We start from the raw sequence: 19,099 nt of genomic DNA, 5'->3' as shown, positions 1-19,099 counted from the left end.
CCTCGGTTACGGATGAAACCAGACGGCGTACCGCCATCCACTACCGGCTATCAATCTGAGAGCCCGGCCGACCGAAATGATAACCGGGCTACCAATCTGAAAGTCCGGCCCCATCGACTGGCAAACGATCGTCAGTCGTCGGCGCGAGCAAGCGTGATCCCGCCTGCAAAAATACGCATGAACAGGGCCAACAGACACCCATACCTGCCGGCTGAGCACGGTTCCTGCACTCCCCCTGCGATACCGCGCGAAGGCAACCTTCGCCTGCGCGGCCGGATCCAGGGCGACCCGGACCCCATCCATGAACGGGACAGCCAGCCTGCCCCATCTTGCCCGGCTCTCGCCGCCGGGTCGCAAGGAGTGATCTGTTCATGAACCAGAACCAGACCCAGCCCCCCGGGGCGGCCAAGGGCCGCGCCATCGACGAAGTGGAGCGCCTGCTCCCCCCCGGCCAGCTCTTTACCCTCGGCCTGCAGCATGTGCTGGTAATGTATGCCGGCGCCGTGGCGGTGCCGCTGGTCATCGGCGGCAGCCTGGGGCTGCCCAAGGATCAAATCTCCTATCTCATCAGTTCGGATCTCTTCTGCTGCGGCATCGTCACCCTGCTGCAGTGCCTTGGCATCGGCCGCTTCGCCGGGATCCGCCTGCCGGTCATCATGTCGGTCACCTTCGCCGCCGTCATGCCCATGCTGGCCATCGGCGCCAACCCGGCGCTGGGGCTGACCGGCATCTTCGGCGCCACCATCGCCGCCGGCATCCTCTCCACCCTGCTGGTGCCGCTCATCGGTCGGCTGATGCCGCTCTTTCCCACCGTGGTGACCGGGGTGGTCATCACCTCCATCGGCATCAGCATCATGCAGGTGGGCATCGACTGGATGGCGGGGGGCAAGGGCAACCCCGAGTACGGCAGCCTTCGCTACATCGGCACCAGCTTTCTGGTGCTGGCCTTCATCCTGCTGGTGACCCGCTTCACCAAAGGCTTTTTCAGCAACATCTCGGTGCTGCTCGGCATCCTGTTCGGCTTCGGGGTGGCCATCGCCATGGGGGAAGTGAGCCTGGACGGCCTGAGTGAAGCGGCCTGGTTCGCTCCCATAGTGCCGTTCGCCTTCGGCTGGCCCACCTTCGATCCCATCTCCATCGCCACCCTCACCGTCATCATGCTGATCACCTTCATCGAGTCGATGGGGATGTTTCTGGCGCTCGGCGACATCGTCGGCCACCCGGCCAGCCGGGGCGACATAGTGCGCGGCCTGCGGGTGGATGGCATCGGCACCATCATCGGCGGCATCTTCAACAGCTTCCCCCACACCTCCTTCTCCCAGAACATCGGGCTGGTGAGCGTGACCGGGGTATCGAGCCGCTGGGTCTGCGTCATGTCGGGGGGGATCCTGCTCGCCTTCGGCCTGGTGCCCAAGATGTCGGTGCTGGTCGCCTCCATTCCCCCCTTCGTGCTGGGGGGCGCCGGCATCGTGATGTTCGGCATGGTGCTGGCCACCGGCATCCGCATCCTGGCCAGGGCCGACTACAACAGCAATCGCCACAACCTCTACATCGTCGCCATCAGCCTAGGCATCGGCATGATCCCCACCGTCTCCGGCCACTTCTTCCAGCACTTCCCCGCCGCCCTGCAACCGCTGTTTCACAGCGGCATCCTGCTGGCCACCCTCAGCTCGGTGCTGCTCAACCTCTTTTTCAACGGCTACCAGCCGGACCTGCGCCACCAGCCCAGGCCCCTGCTGGTGGGGCCGGTGCGCCCGCCCGCTCAGCCGCAACCAGGCAAACCCGCCCCATAAAAAACCGCCGGGCAGCATGGCTGCCCGGCGGTTTCATTCAGCAAGCCTGTGTTAGCTGCGGGTCTGGGCAAAACGCTCCACCGCCGCTGCCACCAGCGCCAGGCTGCCCTGCCAGAAGACGGGCTGGCGGATGTCCTGGCCCAGGTGCTTGGCCACCAGATCTTCGGCGCTCATGCGGCCAGTATCGCGCAGCAGGTCGCGATAGGCCTGGGCCACATTCTGTTCTCCCGCCTTCTGGCGATGCATCAGTTGCTGATAGACGCCGAGGCTGAACAGATAGCCGAACAGGTAGGGATAGTTGTAAAAACCCAAGCCCGCGATGGAGAAGTGCGCCTTGGCCGCCCAGAACAGGGGGTGATAGCGGCACAGGCTCTGCTCATACCAGCGGCCCCAGGCCTCGTCGGTCAGCACCTTGAGCCGGGCCGGCGAGACATAGCCCGCCGCCCGCTCCGCCACCAGGGCGCGCTCGAAATCGAAGCGGGCCGGGATGTTGACCAGGAAGGTGGCGGCGCCGTCGGCTTCCGCCCAGGCGATGGCCTGCTGCTCTTCGGGGGTCTGCGCCTGCTCGAACAGGGCGCTGCGCACCAGGGTCTCGGCGAAGATGGAGGCCGTTTCGGCCAGCGTCATGGGGTAGCTGCGCTGGCTCATAAGCAGATCGCGAATGAGCCAGTTGTGCCAGGCGTGGCCGAGCTCGTGGGCCAGGGTGATGACGTTGTCCATGGTGCCGGCATAGGTGATGAACACCCGCGGCTCCACCGGCTCGGCAAACTTGGTGCAGTAGGCCCCGGTGCGCCGGTTGGGGGTGGGCGCGGCATCGATCCACCCCTTTTCGGCCATCATGCGGGCAAATTCCCCCATCTCGGGATCAAAACGAGAGAACGCCTCGGCGATGATCTCGATGGCCTCCTCGAACGGGATCTCGCGGCTCACCGCGGCCGGCGGCGGGGCAAACAAATCCTCCGGCCCCAGCTCTTCGATGCCGAGGCGCTCGGCCATCAGCCCCAGCGCCCGCTGACCGAGCCCGCGTGCGCGCCAGGTCTCCTGCATCAGGGTATCCAGGGTCGCCCGCTCGATGTGGCTCTGATGGCAGGAGAGGTCGAGCGCATCGAGCTGGCGGCTGCGGCCGCGCTGGCGCGAAAGCTCAAGCCGCCAGCCATTGATGGCGTTGAGAATGGCGGCCACCGTCTCCTGCTCCCCCTCCCAGCCGGCGCTGATGGCATCGAACGCTTCCCGGCGCAGGGCACGCAGTGGGCTGGAGAGCAGGTTGCTCGCCTCGGCCAGCCCCATCTCGCGGCCATCGATCACCAGCCGGATCTTGCCCACCAGATCGTTGTAGAGGTTGCCCCAGGCGTGCAGGCCGTCGGTGCCAAGACCGATCACCAACTGCTCCGCCTCCACCGGCAGGCGCTGATCCTGCAAGCGGCGCTCGTGACGCAGCCGGTACGCCTCCTCCCCCAGCAGGGAGTCGGCCATCAGCTGCTCAAATTCAGCCTCCGGCAGCGCCAGCATCAGGTCTTCCACCGGCGCCAGCGTCTTGAACAGATCGGCATTGAGGGCGCGGGCGCGGGAGGCCAGCTGCTTGGCCAGCTCGTCGCGGGCATCCTGACTGCCCTGACAGGCCGCCAGCACGGCCAGGTTCCAGCCGATGTTGCGAATGCGCTGGGCCCGCAGCCGCACCTCGCGCAGAAAATCCTGCAGCGCCTGCGCATTGGCCCGCACGGCGCCAAGCCCCTCGATGAACAGGCCGAGCTCGTCCACACTGGCGCGCGCCAGGGCGAGATCGGCTGCCACCTGCGGGCAGTCGAGGGCGGGATAGATATGCTGGTTTTGCCACTGTTGTGGGTAGATTCGTTGCTGCATCAAATGCTCGTCATCAGGTTGCGGGGCCGAGCCCCTTTGAATGCGCGTGGCGAGCCACAGGGCCCGCCACCAGGATAAAAACCGCCGCGCTGCCTACACCAGCCGCTCGAGGCGGGCGACCGCCTCTTCCACATAATCGAGGCTCTCCTGCCAGAAGGCGGGCTCACGGATGTCGACCCCCAGGTGCTTCTCCACCAGCTCTTCTGCGCTCATGCGGCCGGTGTCGCGCAGCAGCTCCCGATAGGCGTGGACGAACTCGCGCCCCGCCCGCGCCTGCTGGGCATAGAGTCCCAGGCTGAACAGGTAGCCAAACAGATAGGGGTAGTTGTAGAACCCGAGCTCGGCGATGGAGAAGTGGCCCTTGCTGGCCCAGAACAGCTCGTCATATTGACTCAGGGTGTCACCATACCACTGCTGCTGCGCCGATTTCATCATCTGCCGCAGCTGGCCGGCCCCCACGTAGCCCTCCTCCCGCGCCGCCACCAGGGCCCGCTCGAAGGTAAAGCGGGCCGGCACGTCGAGCAGCAGGCTGGCGGCGCGCTCCCCGTCCAGCCAGGCGATGGCCCGGCGCTGCTCCATGTTGTCGGTGGCCGCCAGCAGGGCATCGCGCACCAGCGCCTCGGCAAACAGGGAGGCGGTCTCCGCCAGCGTCTTGGGGTAGTCACGCTGCTCCAGCGGCAACTCCCGCAGCAGCCAGCTGTGCCAGGCGTGCCCCAACTCATGAGCGAGCGTGATGACGTTGTCCAGGGTCCCCTCGAAGGTGAGAAACACCCGCGGCTCGGGCGGATCGGCATACTCGGTGCTGTAGGCGCCGCTGCGCCTGTGCTCGCTCGGGGCGGCGTCGATCCAGCCATCGGCCGCCATCATGCGGGCAAAGGCCCCCATCTCGGGGTCAAAGCCGGCGAAGGCATCGGCCACCAGCGTCAGCGCCTGCTCGAAACTGATCAGGCCGCTCGCCGCAGCCGGCGCCGGGGCATAGAGATCCCAGGGGGCGAAGTCGTTGATCTGCTGGGCGCAGGCCATGGCGCGCAGGGCCCGCCGCCCCAGCTCCTTGTGCTCGCCGGCCGCCGTCATCAGGGTCTCCAGGGTGACCCGCTCCAGGTGCCCCTGATGGCAGGAAACGTCGAGCGCATCCCACCTGCGTTCCCTGCCACGCTGGCGGGTCAGCTCGTTGCGCCAGCCGTTGATGGCATTGAGGATGGCGGCCACCGTCTCCTGCTCCGCCCCCCAGGCAGCCTGGATGGCGTGCCAGGCGGCGGCGCGCCGCGCCCGCTGCGGGTGGGCCAGCAGGTTGTCCGCCTGAGCCAGCCCCATGGGCTGCCCCTCCACCACCGGCCTGAGCCTTCCGACCAGGTTGCCGTAGAGATCCCCCCACCCCTGCAGGCCATCCACGCTCAGCCCCGCGATCAGCTGCTCGCTCTCGAGCGACAACCACTGATCCCGCTGGCGCCGGTCGTGGCGAATGGCGTAGGCGAGCTCGAACAGCTCGGGATCCTGCAGCAGGGCACGCACCTGCTCCTCGGAAGCGCGCACCCAGAACAGGGTCACCGGCTTGCAAAGCTGGGCCAGGCTTGCCTGCAACTGCTGGCCACGGGAGAGCAGCACCCGGGCCGCCTCGTCGCGCCCATCCCGGCTGAGCCGGTTGTAACCGTAGGTCTGGCAGTTCCACTCCAGCAGGCGAACCTCGCGCCAGCAGGCCCGGATGGCCCGAAGCAGATGGCGCAAGGCATTGATGTCGTTGGTTTTGGTGAGTTCATCCAGCAGGGGTGGCAGGCGGTTAAGGGCCTCGCGGGCACGCTGGAAATCGGCGTCGATCGCCGGGCTGTCGGGGGCGGCATAGATGTGATCATCCAGCCAAACGGGTGGTTTCATGACCTTCCTTGTCTGTTTGCGTCCATGTTGGCTGACCCCGCCTCTGTGAGCGGGTGTCAGCCGGATAGTACGAAGGGGGCAGGCCCTTGCCTAGCCCCCATCCGAGGCAACAGACGAGACGAGCAATCACATCTGCGACGGCCTCTGTCGGCCGAGCACAAACAGTGGACAGACCGCCGTTATTTGGCGGGCTTGAGCTTGCTCACCAGGGTCATGGCCAGCACCAGCACCAGCCCGGCCACCACGCCGGCCACGGCGTTGAGCAGGGTCGGCGTCACCAGCGCGAGGGCGGCGCCGACCGCAGGCAGAGTAGCCACGGCGGTGGCGGCCCCTTCAATCAGGTGATGCACAAAAGGCCAGCCGTGCACCAGGATGCCGCCCCCCACCATGAACATGGCGATGGTGCCGACCAGGGCCAGCAGGTGCATCAGCCGTGGCGCCGTCACCAACAGCCCCTGCCCCACCGCCCGGCGCAAGGCACTGCCATCGGGCTTTTGCAGCAGGTGCAGGCCGATGTCGTCGAGCTTGACGATGAGCCCCACCAGGCCGTAGACCCCCACCGTCATCAGCAGGGCGATGCCCGCCACCACCGACAGCTGCAGCGCCAGGCTCGCCCCCTGAACGGTGCCAAGGGCGATGACGATGATCTCGGCCGACAGAATAAAGTCGGTGCGAATGGCCCCCTTTATCTTCTGCTGTTCAAACGCCACCAGATCATCGGGAATGGGTGCGGTGTGCGCCTCCCCCTCGCTCGCCTCATGGGGCAGAAACTTGTGGGCCAGCTTCTCGGCCCCCTCGAAGCAGAGGTAGGCCCCCCCCAGCATCAGGAGCGGAGTGATGAGCCAGGGTACCAGGGCACTGATGGCGATGGCGGCCGGTACCAGAATAAGCTTGTTGCGAAACGACCCCTTGGCCACCGCCCACACCACCGGCAGCTCCCGCTCGGCGCGCACCCCGGAGACCTGCTCGGCATTGAGGGCCAGATCGTCCCCCAGTACCCCGGCGGTCTTCTTCGCCGCCATCTTGGTCATCAGCGCCACGTCGTCGAGCACGCTGGCAATATCGTCGAGCAGGGCCAACAAACTGGTTCCGGCCATATCAGAGAATCCTTATGTCAGTAGAAGAGGGCTTCCTGCAGCACACCGCCCCCCTGTTGGCCACGTCATCAGCGCCAGACCATCGAGTACATTGGCAATGTAATCCGACAGGACCGGCCAACCGGTTCCGGCCGAAGGGGGATCCCTATTGCGGGAAAAGATGGCACAGTGTAACGAGAAGCCGCCCGTTCGGCAGCAACCACATCAGGGTCATTTGGCCTTGATTCATCCGGTGCCCGCAGGCCCAAGGAGTATTCCATGCAACCCTGGCAACCGCTGATCACATTCTGGTTTGGCGAACAGACCGACGACGTCACCCGCGCCAAACGCCAAGCGCCCCTCTGGTGGGGCAAAAACAGCGACACCGACGCCCTGCTCGCCAGCCACTTCGGTGAACTGGCCGCCGCAGCCGCCGCCGGCGAGCTCGCCCACTGGGCCGATTCGGCCGAGGGCCGGCTGGCCCTTATCCTGCTGCTGGACCAGCTGCCTCGCAACATCCACCGCGGCACCCCCGCCGCCTTTGCCCAGGATGCCAAGGCGCGGGATCTCTGCCTCAAGGGGCTCTCTCTGGGGGCGGATCTGGCACTGCCCCCGCTGGGGCGGGTCTTTTTCTACCTGCCGCTGGAGCACACCGAATCCCGCGAGCAACAGGCCAGAAGCGTGACCCTGTTCGAGGGGCTGGCGGCCGAGCAGGCAGACGGCCCGGCGCGGGAGACCTTCGCTGGCTTTGCCGACTTTGCCCGCCGCCATCAGGTGATCGTCGAGCGTTTTGGCCGCTTCCCCCACCGCAACGCCATCCTGGGCCGCCAGGACACGGCCGAGGAGGCCGCCTTCTTGCTGCAACCTGGCTCGGGCTTTTGAGCCTCATTTCAGCTGCGCATAAAAAAACGGGCCCGAGGGCCCGTTTTACATGGGAATGGCGGGGTCACGCCGCCTCCGCCAGCTCCTCTTCTTTTTTCTGGTAAGCCTGCGGCGAGAGGCCCAGCAGCTCCTGCACGGTGGAGGCCACCGTGATGGAGGAGATGGTGCCCACCAGGATGCCGGCGAACAGGGTGAAGGAGAAACCGTAGAGGGCGTCGCCACCGAACAGCAGCAGGGCTCCCACCGTGAACAAGGTGGTGCCCGAGGTGATCATGGTGCGGCTGAAGGTGGCCTTGATGGCCACATCGGAGCAGTCGTGGATCCCCATCTGGGTGCGCGAGCTGAGCAAGTCCCGCAAGCGGTCGGAGATGACGATGCTGTCGTTGAGCGAGTAGCCGATCACCGCCATCAAACCGGCGATGACGTTGAGATCGAACTCGATGTTGAACAGCGCCAGCAGCCCCAGCGCCACCAGACCGTCGTGCAGCACCGACACCAGGATGCCGATGGCTTGGCGCCACTCGAAGCGCACCGCCAGGTAGGCGGAGATGGCGAGCGAGGCTACCAATACCGCCAGCATCCCCTGCTGGAACAGCTCGGCGCCCACCTGGGGGCCGACGATGGTGGTGCGCAGCAGCTCCACCGGCAGGTTGAGCTGCTGACCCAGCATCACCGCCAGCTCCTCGGCCGCCCAGGGCAGCTCGTGGGGCGGCAGCTTGATCAGCCACTCGCCGGGCACACCGGCACCGTGCAGCTCGACCACGCCCGCCAGGGGGGCCGTCAACAGGGCGTTGAGCTCATGGGCCTCCTTCAGGGTCTGGATGCGAAACTCCAGCAGGATGCCGCCGGTGAAGTCGAGACCGAGGGAGAGGCCGTTGATGGCGAGCACCGCGATGCTCGCCACGGTCAGCAGCACGGAGGCCCACAGGCCGATGTAACGCCAGCGGGTCAGCCCCATGGCAATGATCATTCTCAGCATTGTTGTTCCCTCGACAGCAGATGGCTCTGGCTTCCCGCAGGGAAGCGCGTGACGCGGGCGCGGAGCAGGCTCGAACGCGCGGCGCGATGACACAGGTGGTGGTCAGTCATGGTCACACCCTCAGCAGCTTGGCGCTGCTCTTGCCCCACAGGGGGTTGATGATGGCGCGCGTGCCCCAGATGCCGGTCACCATGCTGGAGATGAGGCCCAGGATCAGGGTGATGGAGAAGCCCTGCAGCGGCCCGGAACCAATGGCATAGAGCACCACGGCGCAGATGAGCGTGGTGATGTTGGCATCGAAGATGGTGCGAAACGCCGAGCGGTAACCAAAGTCGATGGCGTTGGCCAACGAGCCCCCTTCCCGCAACCGGTCCTTGATCCGCTCAAAAATCAGCACGTGGGTATCCACCGCCATGCCGACGGTGAGCACCAGACCGGCGATCCCCGGCAGGGTCAGCACGGCGCCCGGCAGCACTGCCAGCATGCCCACCTGCATCAGCAGGTTGGCGATGAGCGCGGTGATGGCGACCCAGCCGAACTTGCGATACCAAGCCATCATGAACAGCATCATGCCGGCCATACCGAACGCCAATGCGGTGAAACCCGCTTCGATGTTCTGCAGACCCAGGGTCGGGCCTATGCTGCGCTCTTCCAGGATCTTGAGGGGCGCGGTGAGGGCGCCGGCCCGCAGCAGCATGGCCAGCTCCTGGGCTTCCGGCAGGCTACCGATCCCGGTGATGCGGAACTGGTTGCCAAGAGCGGTCTGGATGGTGGCGACGTTGATCACCTCGCTCCTGGCCCGCAGCTTGCCTTCGGCATTGGTCTTGTACTCGGTAAAGACGGTAGCCATCGGCTTGCCCACGTTCTGGCGGCTGAACTGGTTCATCTTGCTGCCGCCCAGGCTGTCGAGCACGATGTTGACCTGGGGTTGCCCCATCTCGCCCATGTTGGCGCGGGCATCGACGATGTGCTCACCGGTCAGCACCGGCTTGCGGGCCAGCCCCACCGCCTGACCGTTGCGATCCGCCATGAAGAAGCGGCTGTCGGCCTGGGCCTCGTAGAAGGCCAGCGAGGCGGTGGCCCCGATCACCTCTTTCGCCTGCTTGGGATTGTGCACCCCGGGCAGCTCGATGCGGATGCCGTTCTGACCCTGACGCTGGACCGAGGCCTCGACAATGCCGAGCTCGTTGATCCGCTTTTTCAGGATCGACAGGTTCTGGGTCACCGCGTTGTTGGCCAGCAGGGTGCGCTCGGCCTCGCTCATCACCAGCCGCAGCTCGTTGCCGCTGCGCTTGAGGGTCCACTGATCCTGCCGGGTGCCGGCGGAATCCTTGATGATGGTGAGCCAGGGCGCCTGATCGGCCACCTCAGGCAAAATCACCCTCACCTCCCCTTCGCTCACCCGGGCCACGTTGGCGCCGCGCAGGCGCGCCTCGCGAAACTGGGTGCGCAGCATGTCCACCAGGTTCTTGGTCTGGTTGTCGACCACGAAGCTCAGATCGACCCCGATCAGCAGCTGGGAGCCGCCGCGCAGATCCAGCCCGAGCTTGATGGGGGCGGCGCCAAGCTGGCTGATCCAGCCCGGGGCGTTGGAGTAGAACTCCAGGGTCAGCGCCGAGCTGTCATAGCCCTGCTGCTCCAGCAGCTGCTTGGCGCGCTGCTGTTCGGCCTGGCTGGCAAACACCAGCTCGACCCGCTCGCCCTGTTGCACCTGTTTGAGTGGCTCGATGCGGTTGTCGGCCAGCAGGGTACGCTGCGCCTCGGTCAGGCTGGTCTGGCCGTGCAGACCAAGGGAAGGCTGCTCACCGAAGAAGGTGGGCAGGGAGTAAAACGCAAAGGTGAACAGCATGAGCAGCAGCAGGGCGTACTGCCACATGTTCATGCGGTTCAAGGTGATACGACTCTTTTTTCTCATGAAATCAGCCTCTGTCAGGAGAAGGCTGCGCACTCGCCACGCAGGCGGCACGCAAGAAAATACGAATGAGACAGTGGCCCGTTCACGCGCGGTGAGCAGGCAGCAGGAGGCGATGAGGTGGTGCGAAAGGACCGGACCCCATCGGGATCAGGCGAGGTAACTCTGACAGAAACGGTATTGCAGGTGCTGGCGTTGCAACCGGTGCCGATGGATGGTGGCAAACCGATCGCGGAAACTGTGTTTGCGATAGAAGAGGGCGGCATAGAACAGCAGGCCGCACAGCAGCAGCAGGATCGCCTGCTGGGACCAGCTCATGATCAGCTGGTATACCACGTTGCCGGGCTGATGATCGCTGCGCAGGGAGTGTTCGAGCCGCAGCAGGTGATTCTGGTGGGAGCTGACGAACTTGACGACCCCGTCGTCGCTGTCGCTGGCACTGTGGATCACCGGAGCGCCATCGGTCGGCGCCACAGTATCCCCCATCAGTTGTACCTGCTGGCTCGACTGCTGGGCTGCGGGCAGCTTGAACCCCTCCACCGAGAGGGTAGAGAACAACAGAGCGAGGGTGATGAGCAGGGTCATCAGCGCCAGTTTCACTTTGTCGGTCAGGCTCAAAAAGTTAATTCCCGCATAATAGAAAGGGCAAACTACCACAGGGGCCCCGCCAGAACAAGGGCATGGGGGCCGGCCGGCCCCTGCCCTGCGGCCCCCTTGGCGCAATTATCCCTCCGACATCTGCCTGAAATCGCGGGCATAGCCCTTGAGCAGGCTGTAGAGGTGGGCCCGCTGGGAGATGTCCAGCGACTGGCTGAGATCGCTCAGCCAGTTGACGGTGCGCTGGCGCGACTGATCGGTGTAGCCGGTGAAGCGGCCATCCATCAGGCCGTCCCCCTGTTGCAGCAGGGCGGTGAGCTGGGCGCCGAAGTCCTGGCTCTGGCGCTGCTTCATCAGCCGGTCCAGCTCCTTGGTCCAGGCGGTCTGAAACTCAAGCCAGGGGGCCTGCAGCTCGTACTGCCACTGGGCCCACTGGGCCACCAGCGGCGCCTGGGCCGGTTTCACCTCGCCAATCCAGAACACCAGCCGCTCGTTCATCTTGTCGCGAAACTCCTTGAGCATCTCCTCCCTCGGCTTGTCGGCAAACTCCTTTTCCCGTTCCGCCTGACGGGTGAGCCGGTCCTTCATGAACATGGCCACCTGCGCCTCGGTCAGAGTGCGCGCCAGCCGCACCGCCCGCGGCACCGTGTTCTCCAGGGTACGGGTCAGGCTCTGCTGGGCCGCATCCAGATGGCGGGAGACCTGGGCCGGGGTCATGGGGCTCGCCACCGCCTTGGCCAGCGCATCCAGATCGTCGGCATAACGGGGCACCTCGCGCTGGCGGTGCCAGGCCATCAGCCCCTTCACTTCGTTGTCCAGCAAGCGCTTCTGGCCGCGATCCAGCGAGAAGTAGTCGTCCAACTGCCAGACGATGGCCACGTCGAGCCAGTAATAGACGACCCGGGTGGAGCAGCCGGCCAGCAGCAGACAGAGCAGCAGCAGACTCCAGCTACTGGGCTTGCGCCAGGAAAAGGTGGTCACCATGCAAGGCTCCAATGTTGATGAAACAGGGTTGACGCAACGGATGATTCATAATGCCTGATGCCTACTCCAGCCGCTGCCGGTTGAGATCGATCAGCGCCTGGTAATCGGGCCCCGGCTGCTGCTCGGCCATCAGCAGCGCCCACAACAGCCCTATGTAGTCGACCCAGGGCAAAAATGCCCGGCTCTGAAAACCGCGCGGGCCGACCGGCCCCCCTGCCCGCTCGCAATAGCTTTGCTCCAGTGCCTCGCGCTGGGCATCCTGCCAATTGTGGGTGCGCTGGATGCTGGCCACCTCGAAACCGGGATGCCCGGCGGCGCCATACTCCCAGTCGATGACCCAGGGCCGGCTCCCCAACAAATTAGCCGGATTGAGATCATGATGGCAAGGGAGCCAGCAATCGGCGGGCTCGCGGCTGGCCAGCAGCCCCCGCTCCAGCGCCGGCAGCCAGGCAGGCACCCGGGCCAGCCGGGCACGATAGCCGGCACTGTGGGCCCGCACCGCCATCACCACGCTCGGCACCGGCAGCCGGTGCAGCCGCGTCAGCACCCCGGCCAGCAGCCCTGGCTGCAACGCAGCCGGGGGCGGCGCCGCCAGCCAGTTCGGCTCGTCGCACCAGTCCAGCAGCATCAGGCCACTGGCAGGATCGCTGTGATGGCAGGGCAAGGCCAGCCCCTGCCCCACGGCCCCCTGATAGAGCTGCCATTCGGTGGCCCGATCGATGCCAAGGCGCACCGGATCGGGGTGGCCCTGGCGCAAAAAGTGACTGCGCCCCGAGGGGAGGCGCAGTCGATAGTTGCAGTTGGTCAGGCCGCTGGCCAATGGCGCCAGCCGGCCCGAACGCCAGGGCGGCGGCAGACGGGCCAACAGGGCGCGCTCGGCGGCCTCCAGAGAGACCTCGCTCGACTTACCAGCCAAAGGTGGACTTCTTGGCCTGCTTGCGGATCTCCTTCTGATCGGCCCACAGCAGCTCGCCGTTTTGCAGATCCATCAGGTTCATGGTCATCTGGTAGTAGACATCCTTCACCTTGCCGTTGTCCTTGACGATGCTGGCGAGGTTGCCATAGACCATGTAGCGGGCGCCGGTCTGCTTGCCCAGGCGCACCATGGAGGCAGGATCCACCATGCCGCTGCTCTGCTGGTATTCGAGCTGCTGCTTGACCGCCGCCACCTTGCTCATGTCGACAAAGCGGAACTTGCCGGCGCGCAGCAGCTTGGTGCGGATGGTGTCGGTGATGGCCTCGGTGTCGATGTGCTCGGAGGTCTTGTTGCGGATGGAGTCCATGAACATCACCGGACGGCCGCCGGCGGTGATCTCGCTGGTGGCCGGCGACGCCAGCATGGAATCCGCCATCTTGTCGGCGATGGCCTGCAGATCGCTGGAACCGTAATCGACGGTCACCGTCTCGGTTTCGGTCGGATCGCCATAGCTGACGGTGGTGCTGGAGCAGCCGCCCAGCAGCAGGGCGCCGGTCAGGATCAGCAGGGCATGATTCATTTTCATCAGTAGGATTCCTCAATCACTTCGCGTACGTAAATCCGGTAGCCCCGGGCGGCCGGGCTCGGCGCCAGGGCAGACAGGGTGCGGGTCTGATAGCCGTGCAGCTTGAGCGGCGTCCAGCCGCGGCCATCGCTGGCCACCTCCTGCCCCGCCTCATCATACCAATAGAACAGGTATTGCAGCTTGTTGTCGCCGCGCTGGGTGCTGGCCGCCGCCACATTGACCTGCAGCAGGCCGTTCTGTTCGCGCCGGCTGAGCTCGGTCAGGGTGACATTGACGTTTTGATGCTGCTCCGCCACTGGTGCGGCTCCCGCCGCCCCATACAGCGCCACGCCGGAGGTATTGGTGGCGCAGCCTGCCAGCAGCAGAACCAGGCCCAGGGCCAACCCGTGTGCTTTCATCTTGCTCTCCTTGCCGGCGACCCCGAGGGGCCCGACCGGTCACTCATGTGTATTGCCATCGTTCGCCGTCACAGCGGCATCACCCGGGTCGTCAACCCGGCGCCGAGCCGCTGCACCCACACCAGGGTGGTGCGTCCCTGGTGGATGGTGAGCGGCAATTGCCGCTGCGCAGCACCGGCTCCCAGGGTGAGGTTCACGTCGCCCGCAGGCAGCATCCCCTGCCAGCTCGCAGCCTGCGCCGGCAACGTCAGCCAGCTGCGGGTGTCAGCCCGCTCCGAGAGGGTGTTGAAGATGCCGACCAGAATGTTGCCCACATCGCCCCCCTCCTTGGCCGCGGTGCGCCGCACCTGCTCCTTGGCCACCAGCCGCAGCGCCTGGCGAGTCAGCATGCCGGGCAGCCGCTCCTGCAGATCTTTGGCCGCCAGCGCCTCCAGCCTGACCAGCTCGCTGGTCTGCTCGACCCGCTTGCCCACCGATACCGTGAGCGGCCCGGTGTCGCTGGCCCGATTATCGTAATAGGGGATGGCGACGGTAAAGGTGCGAAAATCACCGCCTGAGGTGGCGATGGGCAGCGGCAGGAACAGCTCGCGCCGTGCCGGGATCAGCCCATCTTCAAACAACACCACCAGCTGGCCCTGACTCTTGGCTAGGGGCGGCGCCTTGCGACCCACTTTTTTCTCGGTCTCGCGGATCTCGTCTGCGGCGCCGCGCAGCACAGCCAGGCGCAGCAAGGCATCCTGCAGGCTGCGGTTGTCCGGCGCTATCTGGTAGCCGCGCTGATAGTCGACCCAAGCATCGTTGAGATCGCCGGCCGCCTCATAGAGCACGCCGGAGAAATAGAAGGTGTAGGCGTTTTGAAAACCGTTCTTGACCCGTCCGATCAGCCGGTCGAGCTCGGGAGCGCCGCGCGACATCAGCTGGCGCATCTCCCCTTCGGCCTCGACTTCTTCGCTCTTTTGCTTTGCCTTGCGCACCTCGTCGGCCCGCCGTTTGAGGGCCTGCTCCTGCACCTGGTTGGCGCGGCGCACCTCCACCAGGGCCCCCTCGGCATCCCCGCGCTGCAGGTAGTTGAGAGCCAGATAGTGGTGCAGCATGGTGCGCTCGTAATCGGGCGCACGGTAAACCATGGTCTGGTCATTGGTGAGCAGGCTGCCCGCCTGGGCCAGCCCCTGGCTGACCCGGTACTCGGCCTGATTGTCTTCCCACGCCAGCCGGCTGTCGGCGGCCACAAAGGCCTGCTTGCTGGCGGCATCCTGACTCGCCAGCCAGGCGATACGCCCCTGCTCCAGCCGGTCCAGCACATAGGTATCGTCCCCCGGCGTGGAGTCGCGCACCTCGGGCAGCGCCTCGGCGGCATGACCCAGCAACAGCTGGTTGCGCAGCGGCACCATCTGATCGGAATAGGAGACGAACATGTCTTGCCAGTGGGAGGCACAGCCCCCCAGAAGGGAACCGGCCAGCAGCAGACCGGCCAGAGGAAGGCGCGGCATCACAGGCTGAGCAGGGGTCCCAGCGGCTGGCCGCCGACCAGATGCAGGTGGATGTGGTAGACCTCCTGCCCGCCGTGGCGGTTGCAGTTCATGATGAGGCGGTAGCCATCCTCGGCAATGCCTGCCTCGCTGGCCAGCTTGCGGGCGACGGTGAACATCCGGCCCAGCGCCAGTTCGTGATCCGGCTCCACGTCGTTGACGGTGGGGATCAGCACGTTGGGGATGATCAGGATATGGGTCTTGGCCTTGGGCTGGATGTCGCGAAAGGCGGTCACCAGGTCGTCTTGATAAAGGATGTCGGCGGGGATCTCTTTGCGGATGATTTTGCTGAAAATGGTTTCTTGCGCCATGGATAACTCCTTTATATGAAAAAGAAAATTCAATGCCTGTCTCAAGCGGTTCCAACGCCCGTCATCAAGGCCCGGCAAGTGTGACACAAGCCGACATTTGACACAGCCGTTGTCCCATTCTCTTCAGTTATTGTTAAAAATACCGATAGCCGGAAGACGTCTGCCGACGTTGCTCGCCCACAGTGGTAGCAGGGTATCAAATGGACGGGGTATTCAGGCAAGGGACTTTTGCATATACAGCGGGACAATAATGAAACAAACAATGTCAGACCTCTCCATCTTGCAGAGGGTCTATCTTGGCTTTGCCATCCTGGTGGCCGTGATGGCGGCCACCTCGGTACTCACCTTCCGCAGCCAGAGCGAGCTCAATCAGGCGCTGGATCAGGTCACCCGGCAGACCATGCCGCTGGTGATCGCCAGCAGCCAGACCCAGATCAGCCTGCTCAGCGCCAACAAGTGGCTCACCGACGTGCTGACCGAGCAGGATCTCAAGCAGATCCCGGCCGAAGTGGCCGAGCTGCAGCAGGCCAAGGCGCTGGTCGACCAGACCCTCGCCACCCTCGCCCGGCAGGCGGCGGAACACCCGGAGCTGCAGGGAGAGCTCGGCGCGCTCAACCAGCTGGTCAAGGACTACCTGCAGCTGACCGACACCCTGCCCACCGAACACCAGGCCCTGCTCACCCGGCTCTACAAGGTGAACCAGGCCAAGGGCCAGTTCCAGGTCAGCCTGCCCCAGTTCAAGAAGAACCTCGGCGACATGATGATCACCATCGACGACAGCTTCATCAAGATGCTCTCCGAGACCCTGACCACCAAGCTCTCCGCCATTGAACTCTCCACCATGGATGCCCTCAACCAGAGCATCCCCGCACCCATCGAGGCGGCGCTCAAGCGCAACAAGATGCAGATCGAGGGTTTCAACAGCACCATCAAGGATCTGCAGGGGGAGCTCAAGGATTTTGACAACAACATGGGCCACTACGTGCACGGCTTCGTACGCGACACCACTGCCAGCGACGGCGTGCTGGCCCAGTACCTGGCGCTGATGCAGCAGCAGGAGCGGATGCGCGAGCAGAGCAAGCAGGCCAGCAAGCTCATCGTCAACATCCAGAGCAAGCTCGAGCAGATCACCGCCCAGAGCCAGCAGCTGATGAACAACAGCATCCGCGCCTCCGGCAAGGTGCAGACCCAGAGCACCCTCACCCAGGGGGTAGCACTGGTCATCGCCATCACCATCGCCATCCTGGTGGCCTACACCCTCGGCAAGGCCATTCGCCGTCCGCTCAAGGAGCTGCTGCGGGTGCTGACCGAGGTGACCCAGGGCGACATGACCCAGCGCATCGGTTTTCGCAGCAACAATGAGTTCGGCCGGCTCGGCAGCCAGGTCAACCTGCTGATCGAGCAGATGGGCGAAGTGCTGAGCCAGCTCTCCCAGGCGTCAGCCCAGCTCAACAACGCCGCCCACGACAACCGCCACACCACCGAATCGGTGCGGGCGGATCTGGAGAAACAGCGCCAGGAGACCGCCTCGGTCGCCGCCGCCATGACCCAGATGGAGGCCTCGGTGCGCGAGGTGGCCCAGGCCGCCAACCAGACCCTGGAGCGGGTGATGGACGTGGAGAAAGCCTCCGAGACCGGTCGCAAGGTGATGGCCGGCAACATCACCACCACCCACCAGCTGGCGGGCAAGCTGCAGCAGACCGGCAAGGTGATCGGCGACGTGAGTGCCATGAGCGGCCAGATCGGCAACATCCTCGACGTCATTCGCGGCATCGCCGAGCAGACCAACCTGCTGGCCCTCAATGCCGCCATCGAAGCGGCCCGGGCCGGCGAGCAGGGACGCGGCTTTGCGGTGGTGGCCGACGAGGTGCGCAGCCTGGCCGGGCGCACCGCCCAGTCCACCAGCGAAATCCAGACCATGATCGAGAACCTGCAGCAGGGGGTCGCCAAGGCGGTGACCGTGATGCAGGAGTGCTCGCGCGAGATGGACAGCTGCATGGATCAGAGCTCCCACGCCAACAACGCCATGGAGGAGGTGCAGGGCATAGTGGTGCTCATCAGCGACATGTCGAGCCAGATCGCCTCCGCCGCCGAGCAGCAGCAGGCCACCAGCGCCGACATCGCCACCAACCTCAACCGCATCTCCGACATCTCGGATCTCAACTATCAGGGCATAGAGCGGGTGGCCGAGACCAGCCAACAGCTCGACTCGCTGGCCGAGCAGCAGGAGAGTCTGGTCAAGCGCTTCCGGCTCAGCGCCTGACGTCCACACCAGCCCCGGCAACGACAAGGCCCCGCAGATGCGGGGCCTTGTTTTTTTACTGGCAAGCAGCGCGGGATCAGGCGTAGGCGATGGCGCCCTTGCCCACCCCTTCATAGGCGACAATCTTGATGAACTTGTCGCCCACGCTCTTCTTCACCTCGCGGGCGATGTAGTGGGCCAGCAGCTCGATGGTGGTGTCGGTGTCGATCATCTCCACCTCCGCCGCCGGCATGGCCAGCTGGAACAGCCCTTGCGGCGCCACATACTTGAAGCCGACGTAGTGCTCACCGGCCTCTTGCAGGATGGCCTTGGCCTGCTCGCTCAACGCGAGATCGCCGAGGGCCACCCGATCCTCGTCAGTCCCCAGGTAGATGTCGGCCCAGCGCTCGGCCCAGTTGAGCTCAAGCTCCTGGTCGCGCTCGCCATCCACGTGGATCTCGATGGGAGAGCGGTGGCCGTGGGCGATGCGCTGGCAGTTGCCGTCGTGCTTCTTGAGGCCGTGGCTGTAGTGGTAGAAGGCGCCGTCGATGGCCTCCTGGCGCAGGGTCAGCGACAAGTCCTTGATGTTGCCCGGCAGCCGTTTGGCCAGCACCGCCAGCAGATAACGGGTGACGGACTCCTTGTCCACCTGGGGGGCCGGAATGAAGGCAAAGCCCTGGCTCGGGCAGCGCAGGTGAATGGAGCGACCCGGCCGCAGCAGATCGACGGTGCTCTCGTCACCATCCAGCTGGGCCACCTGCACCAGGGGGCATTCGGTCGGCACCAGCAGCTTGTGATCCACCTCATCGTCGATGATCGACTTGATCAGTTTCTTGACCCGGCCGAAGTCCAGCAACATGCTCATCTCGTTGAGCTCGCCGCTCATTTCGATGTCCACCAGCCAGCTCTCCCCCACCATACCGCGGCGTTCGCACAGGTAGCTGGAGTCGATCACGGTCAAATCTTTTACAAATAACTTCATCAGTCAGGCCTTGCTACAGAGAAAGGGCGGTTTGCGCTATTATGACCCGCGATTATCGGCAAAGGAATGATTGATTGCTACCTGGATCCTCGCTAAAGCCGCTTGGCAAAAGGCTTTCAGCTTGATTTTCAACGATCTTCCCACCCATAAGAACACCGCATTCCACCGCATTTTACCTAT

Annotated in this window: 16 protein-coding genes; 3 read left to right on the top strand and 13 right to left on the bottom strand. The window is 65.0% G+C overall.

What is annotated here, in order from left to right; all coding sequences use genetic code 11:
* Positions 1–371: 371 nt before the first annotated feature.
* Positions 372–1,793, top strand: a complete 1,422-nt coding sequence (locus PG900_RS00905; RefSeq protein ID WP_270830725.1) for a nucleobase:cation symporter-2 family protein — start codon at positions 372–374, stop codon at positions 1,791–1,793.
* 51 nt (positions 1,794–1,844) lie between these two features.
* Here the strand turns inward: PG900_RS00905 and PG900_RS00900 are convergent, their stop codons facing one another.
* From PG900_RS00900 to PG900_RS00890, 3 genes are all read right to left on the bottom strand, one after another.
* Entirely contained in the window at positions 1,845–3,653 is a 1,809-nt protein-coding gene (locus PG900_RS00900; RefSeq protein ID WP_270830724.1) for a M3 family oligoendopeptidase, read from the bottom strand.
* Positions 3,654–3,746: 93 nt separating this feature from the next.
* Entirely contained in the window at positions 3,747–5,525 is a 1,779-nt protein-coding gene (locus PG900_RS00895; RefSeq protein ID WP_270830723.1) for a M3 family oligoendopeptidase, read from the bottom strand.
* Between the two features lie 179 nt (positions 5,526–5,704).
* The gene (locus PG900_RS00890) at positions 5,705–6,622 is read right to left on the bottom strand and encodes a DUF808 domain-containing protein (RefSeq protein ID WP_016351068.1); all 918 of its coding nucleotides are present in this window, start codon (positions 6,620–6,622) and stop codon (positions 5,705–5,707) included.
* Positions 6,623–6,880: 258 nt separating this feature from the next.
* On the opposite strand from PG900_RS00890, the gene PG900_RS00885 reads away from it, so the two are divergent.
* The gene (locus PG900_RS00885) at positions 6,881–7,483 is read left to right on the top strand and encodes a DUF924 family protein (protein ID WP_270830722.1); all 603 of its coding nucleotides are present in this window, start codon (positions 6,881–6,883) and stop codon (positions 7,481–7,483) included.
* Positions 7,484–7,547: 64 nt separating this feature from the next.
* Here PG900_RS00885 and secF read toward each other — a convergent pair whose 3' ends face one another.
* The 9 genes from secF to hinT all read right to left on the bottom strand — a co-directional run bounded on the left by secF (position 7,548) and on the right by hinT (position 15,695).
* Positions 7,548–8,462 (bottom strand): protein translocase subunit SecF, encoded by a 915-nt coding sequence (gene secF, locus PG900_RS00880; RefSeq protein WP_024944906.1) that lies wholly within the window; start codon positions 8,460–8,462, stop codon positions 7,548–7,550.
* Between the two features lie 112 nt (positions 8,463–8,574).
* On the bottom strand, positions 8,575–10,377 hold the full coding sequence (gene secD / locus PG900_RS00875) for a protein translocase subunit SecD (RefSeq protein ID WP_270830721.1): 1,803 nt from the start codon (positions 10,375–10,377) through the stop codon (positions 8,575–8,577).
* Positions 10,378–10,524: 147 nt separating this feature from the next.
* Positions 10,525–11,031, bottom strand: coding sequence for a hypothetical protein (locus PG900_RS00870; protein WP_073350666.1), 507 nt, complete (start codon positions 11,029–11,031; stop codon positions 10,525–10,527).
* Positions 11,032–11,097: 66 nt separating this feature from the next.
* Positions 11,098–11,955, bottom strand: a complete 858-nt coding sequence (locus PG900_RS00865; protein ID WP_011706414.1) for a DUF6279 family lipoprotein — start codon at positions 11,953–11,955, stop codon at positions 11,098–11,100.
* 61 nt (positions 11,956–12,016) lie between these two features.
* Entirely contained in the window at positions 12,017–12,871 is an 855-nt protein-coding gene (locus PG900_RS00860) for a choline kinase family protein (protein WP_270830720.1), read from the bottom strand.
* Complete coding sequence (gene lpoB, locus PG900_RS00855; protein ID WP_005302153.1) at positions 12,861–13,457, bottom strand: penicillin-binding protein activator LpoB; 597 nt, start codon at positions 13,455–13,457, stop codon at positions 12,861–12,863. The genes PG900_RS00860 and lpoB overlap by 11 nt, the downstream gene beginning before the upstream one ends.
* The gene (locus PG900_RS00850; protein WP_010633660.1) at positions 13,457–13,855 is read right to left on the bottom strand and encodes a YcfL family protein; all 399 of its coding nucleotides are present in this window, start codon (positions 13,853–13,855) and stop codon (positions 13,457–13,459) included. Before PG900_RS00850 ends, lpoB begins: the two co-directional genes overlap by 1 nt.
* Positions 13,856–13,923: 68 nt before the next feature.
* On the bottom strand, positions 13,924–15,345 hold the full coding sequence (locus PG900_RS00845) for a COG3014 family protein (RefSeq protein WP_270830719.1): 1,422 nt from the start codon (positions 15,343–15,345) through the stop codon (positions 13,924–13,926).
* The gene (gene hinT, locus PG900_RS00840; protein WP_010633658.1) at positions 15,345–15,695 is read right to left on the bottom strand and encodes a purine nucleoside phosphoramidase; all 351 of its coding nucleotides are present in this window, start codon (positions 15,693–15,695) and stop codon (positions 15,345–15,347) included. The genes PG900_RS00845 and hinT overlap by 1 nt, the downstream gene beginning before the upstream one ends.
* Before the next feature lie 262 nt (positions 15,696–15,957).
* Here hinT and PG900_RS00835 point away from each other — a divergent pair, with 262 nt between their 5' ends.
* Entirely contained in the window at positions 15,958–17,958 is a 2,001-nt protein-coding gene (locus PG900_RS00835) for a methyl-accepting chemotaxis protein (RefSeq protein WP_227656830.1), read from the top strand.
* A 76-nt stretch (positions 17,959–18,034) separates the two neighbouring features.
* Here PG900_RS00835 and PG900_RS00830 read toward each other — a convergent pair whose 3' ends face one another.
* Entirely contained in the window at positions 18,035–18,919 is an 885-nt protein-coding gene (locus PG900_RS00830) for a 6-carboxytetrahydropterin synthase (RefSeq protein WP_029302773.1), read from the bottom strand.
* Positions 18,920–19,099: the final 180 nt, after the last annotated feature.

This window comes from Aeromonas sp. QDB03 (genome assembly GCF_027707985.1).
In the GTDB taxonomy this organism is placed as follows: Bacteria; Pseudomonadota; Gammaproteobacteria; order Enterobacterales; family Aeromonadaceae; genus Aeromonas; species Aeromonas hydrophila.
Note: the sequence above shows the minus strand (reverse complement) of the source record. Positions and strands in the feature narration are given on the sequence as shown.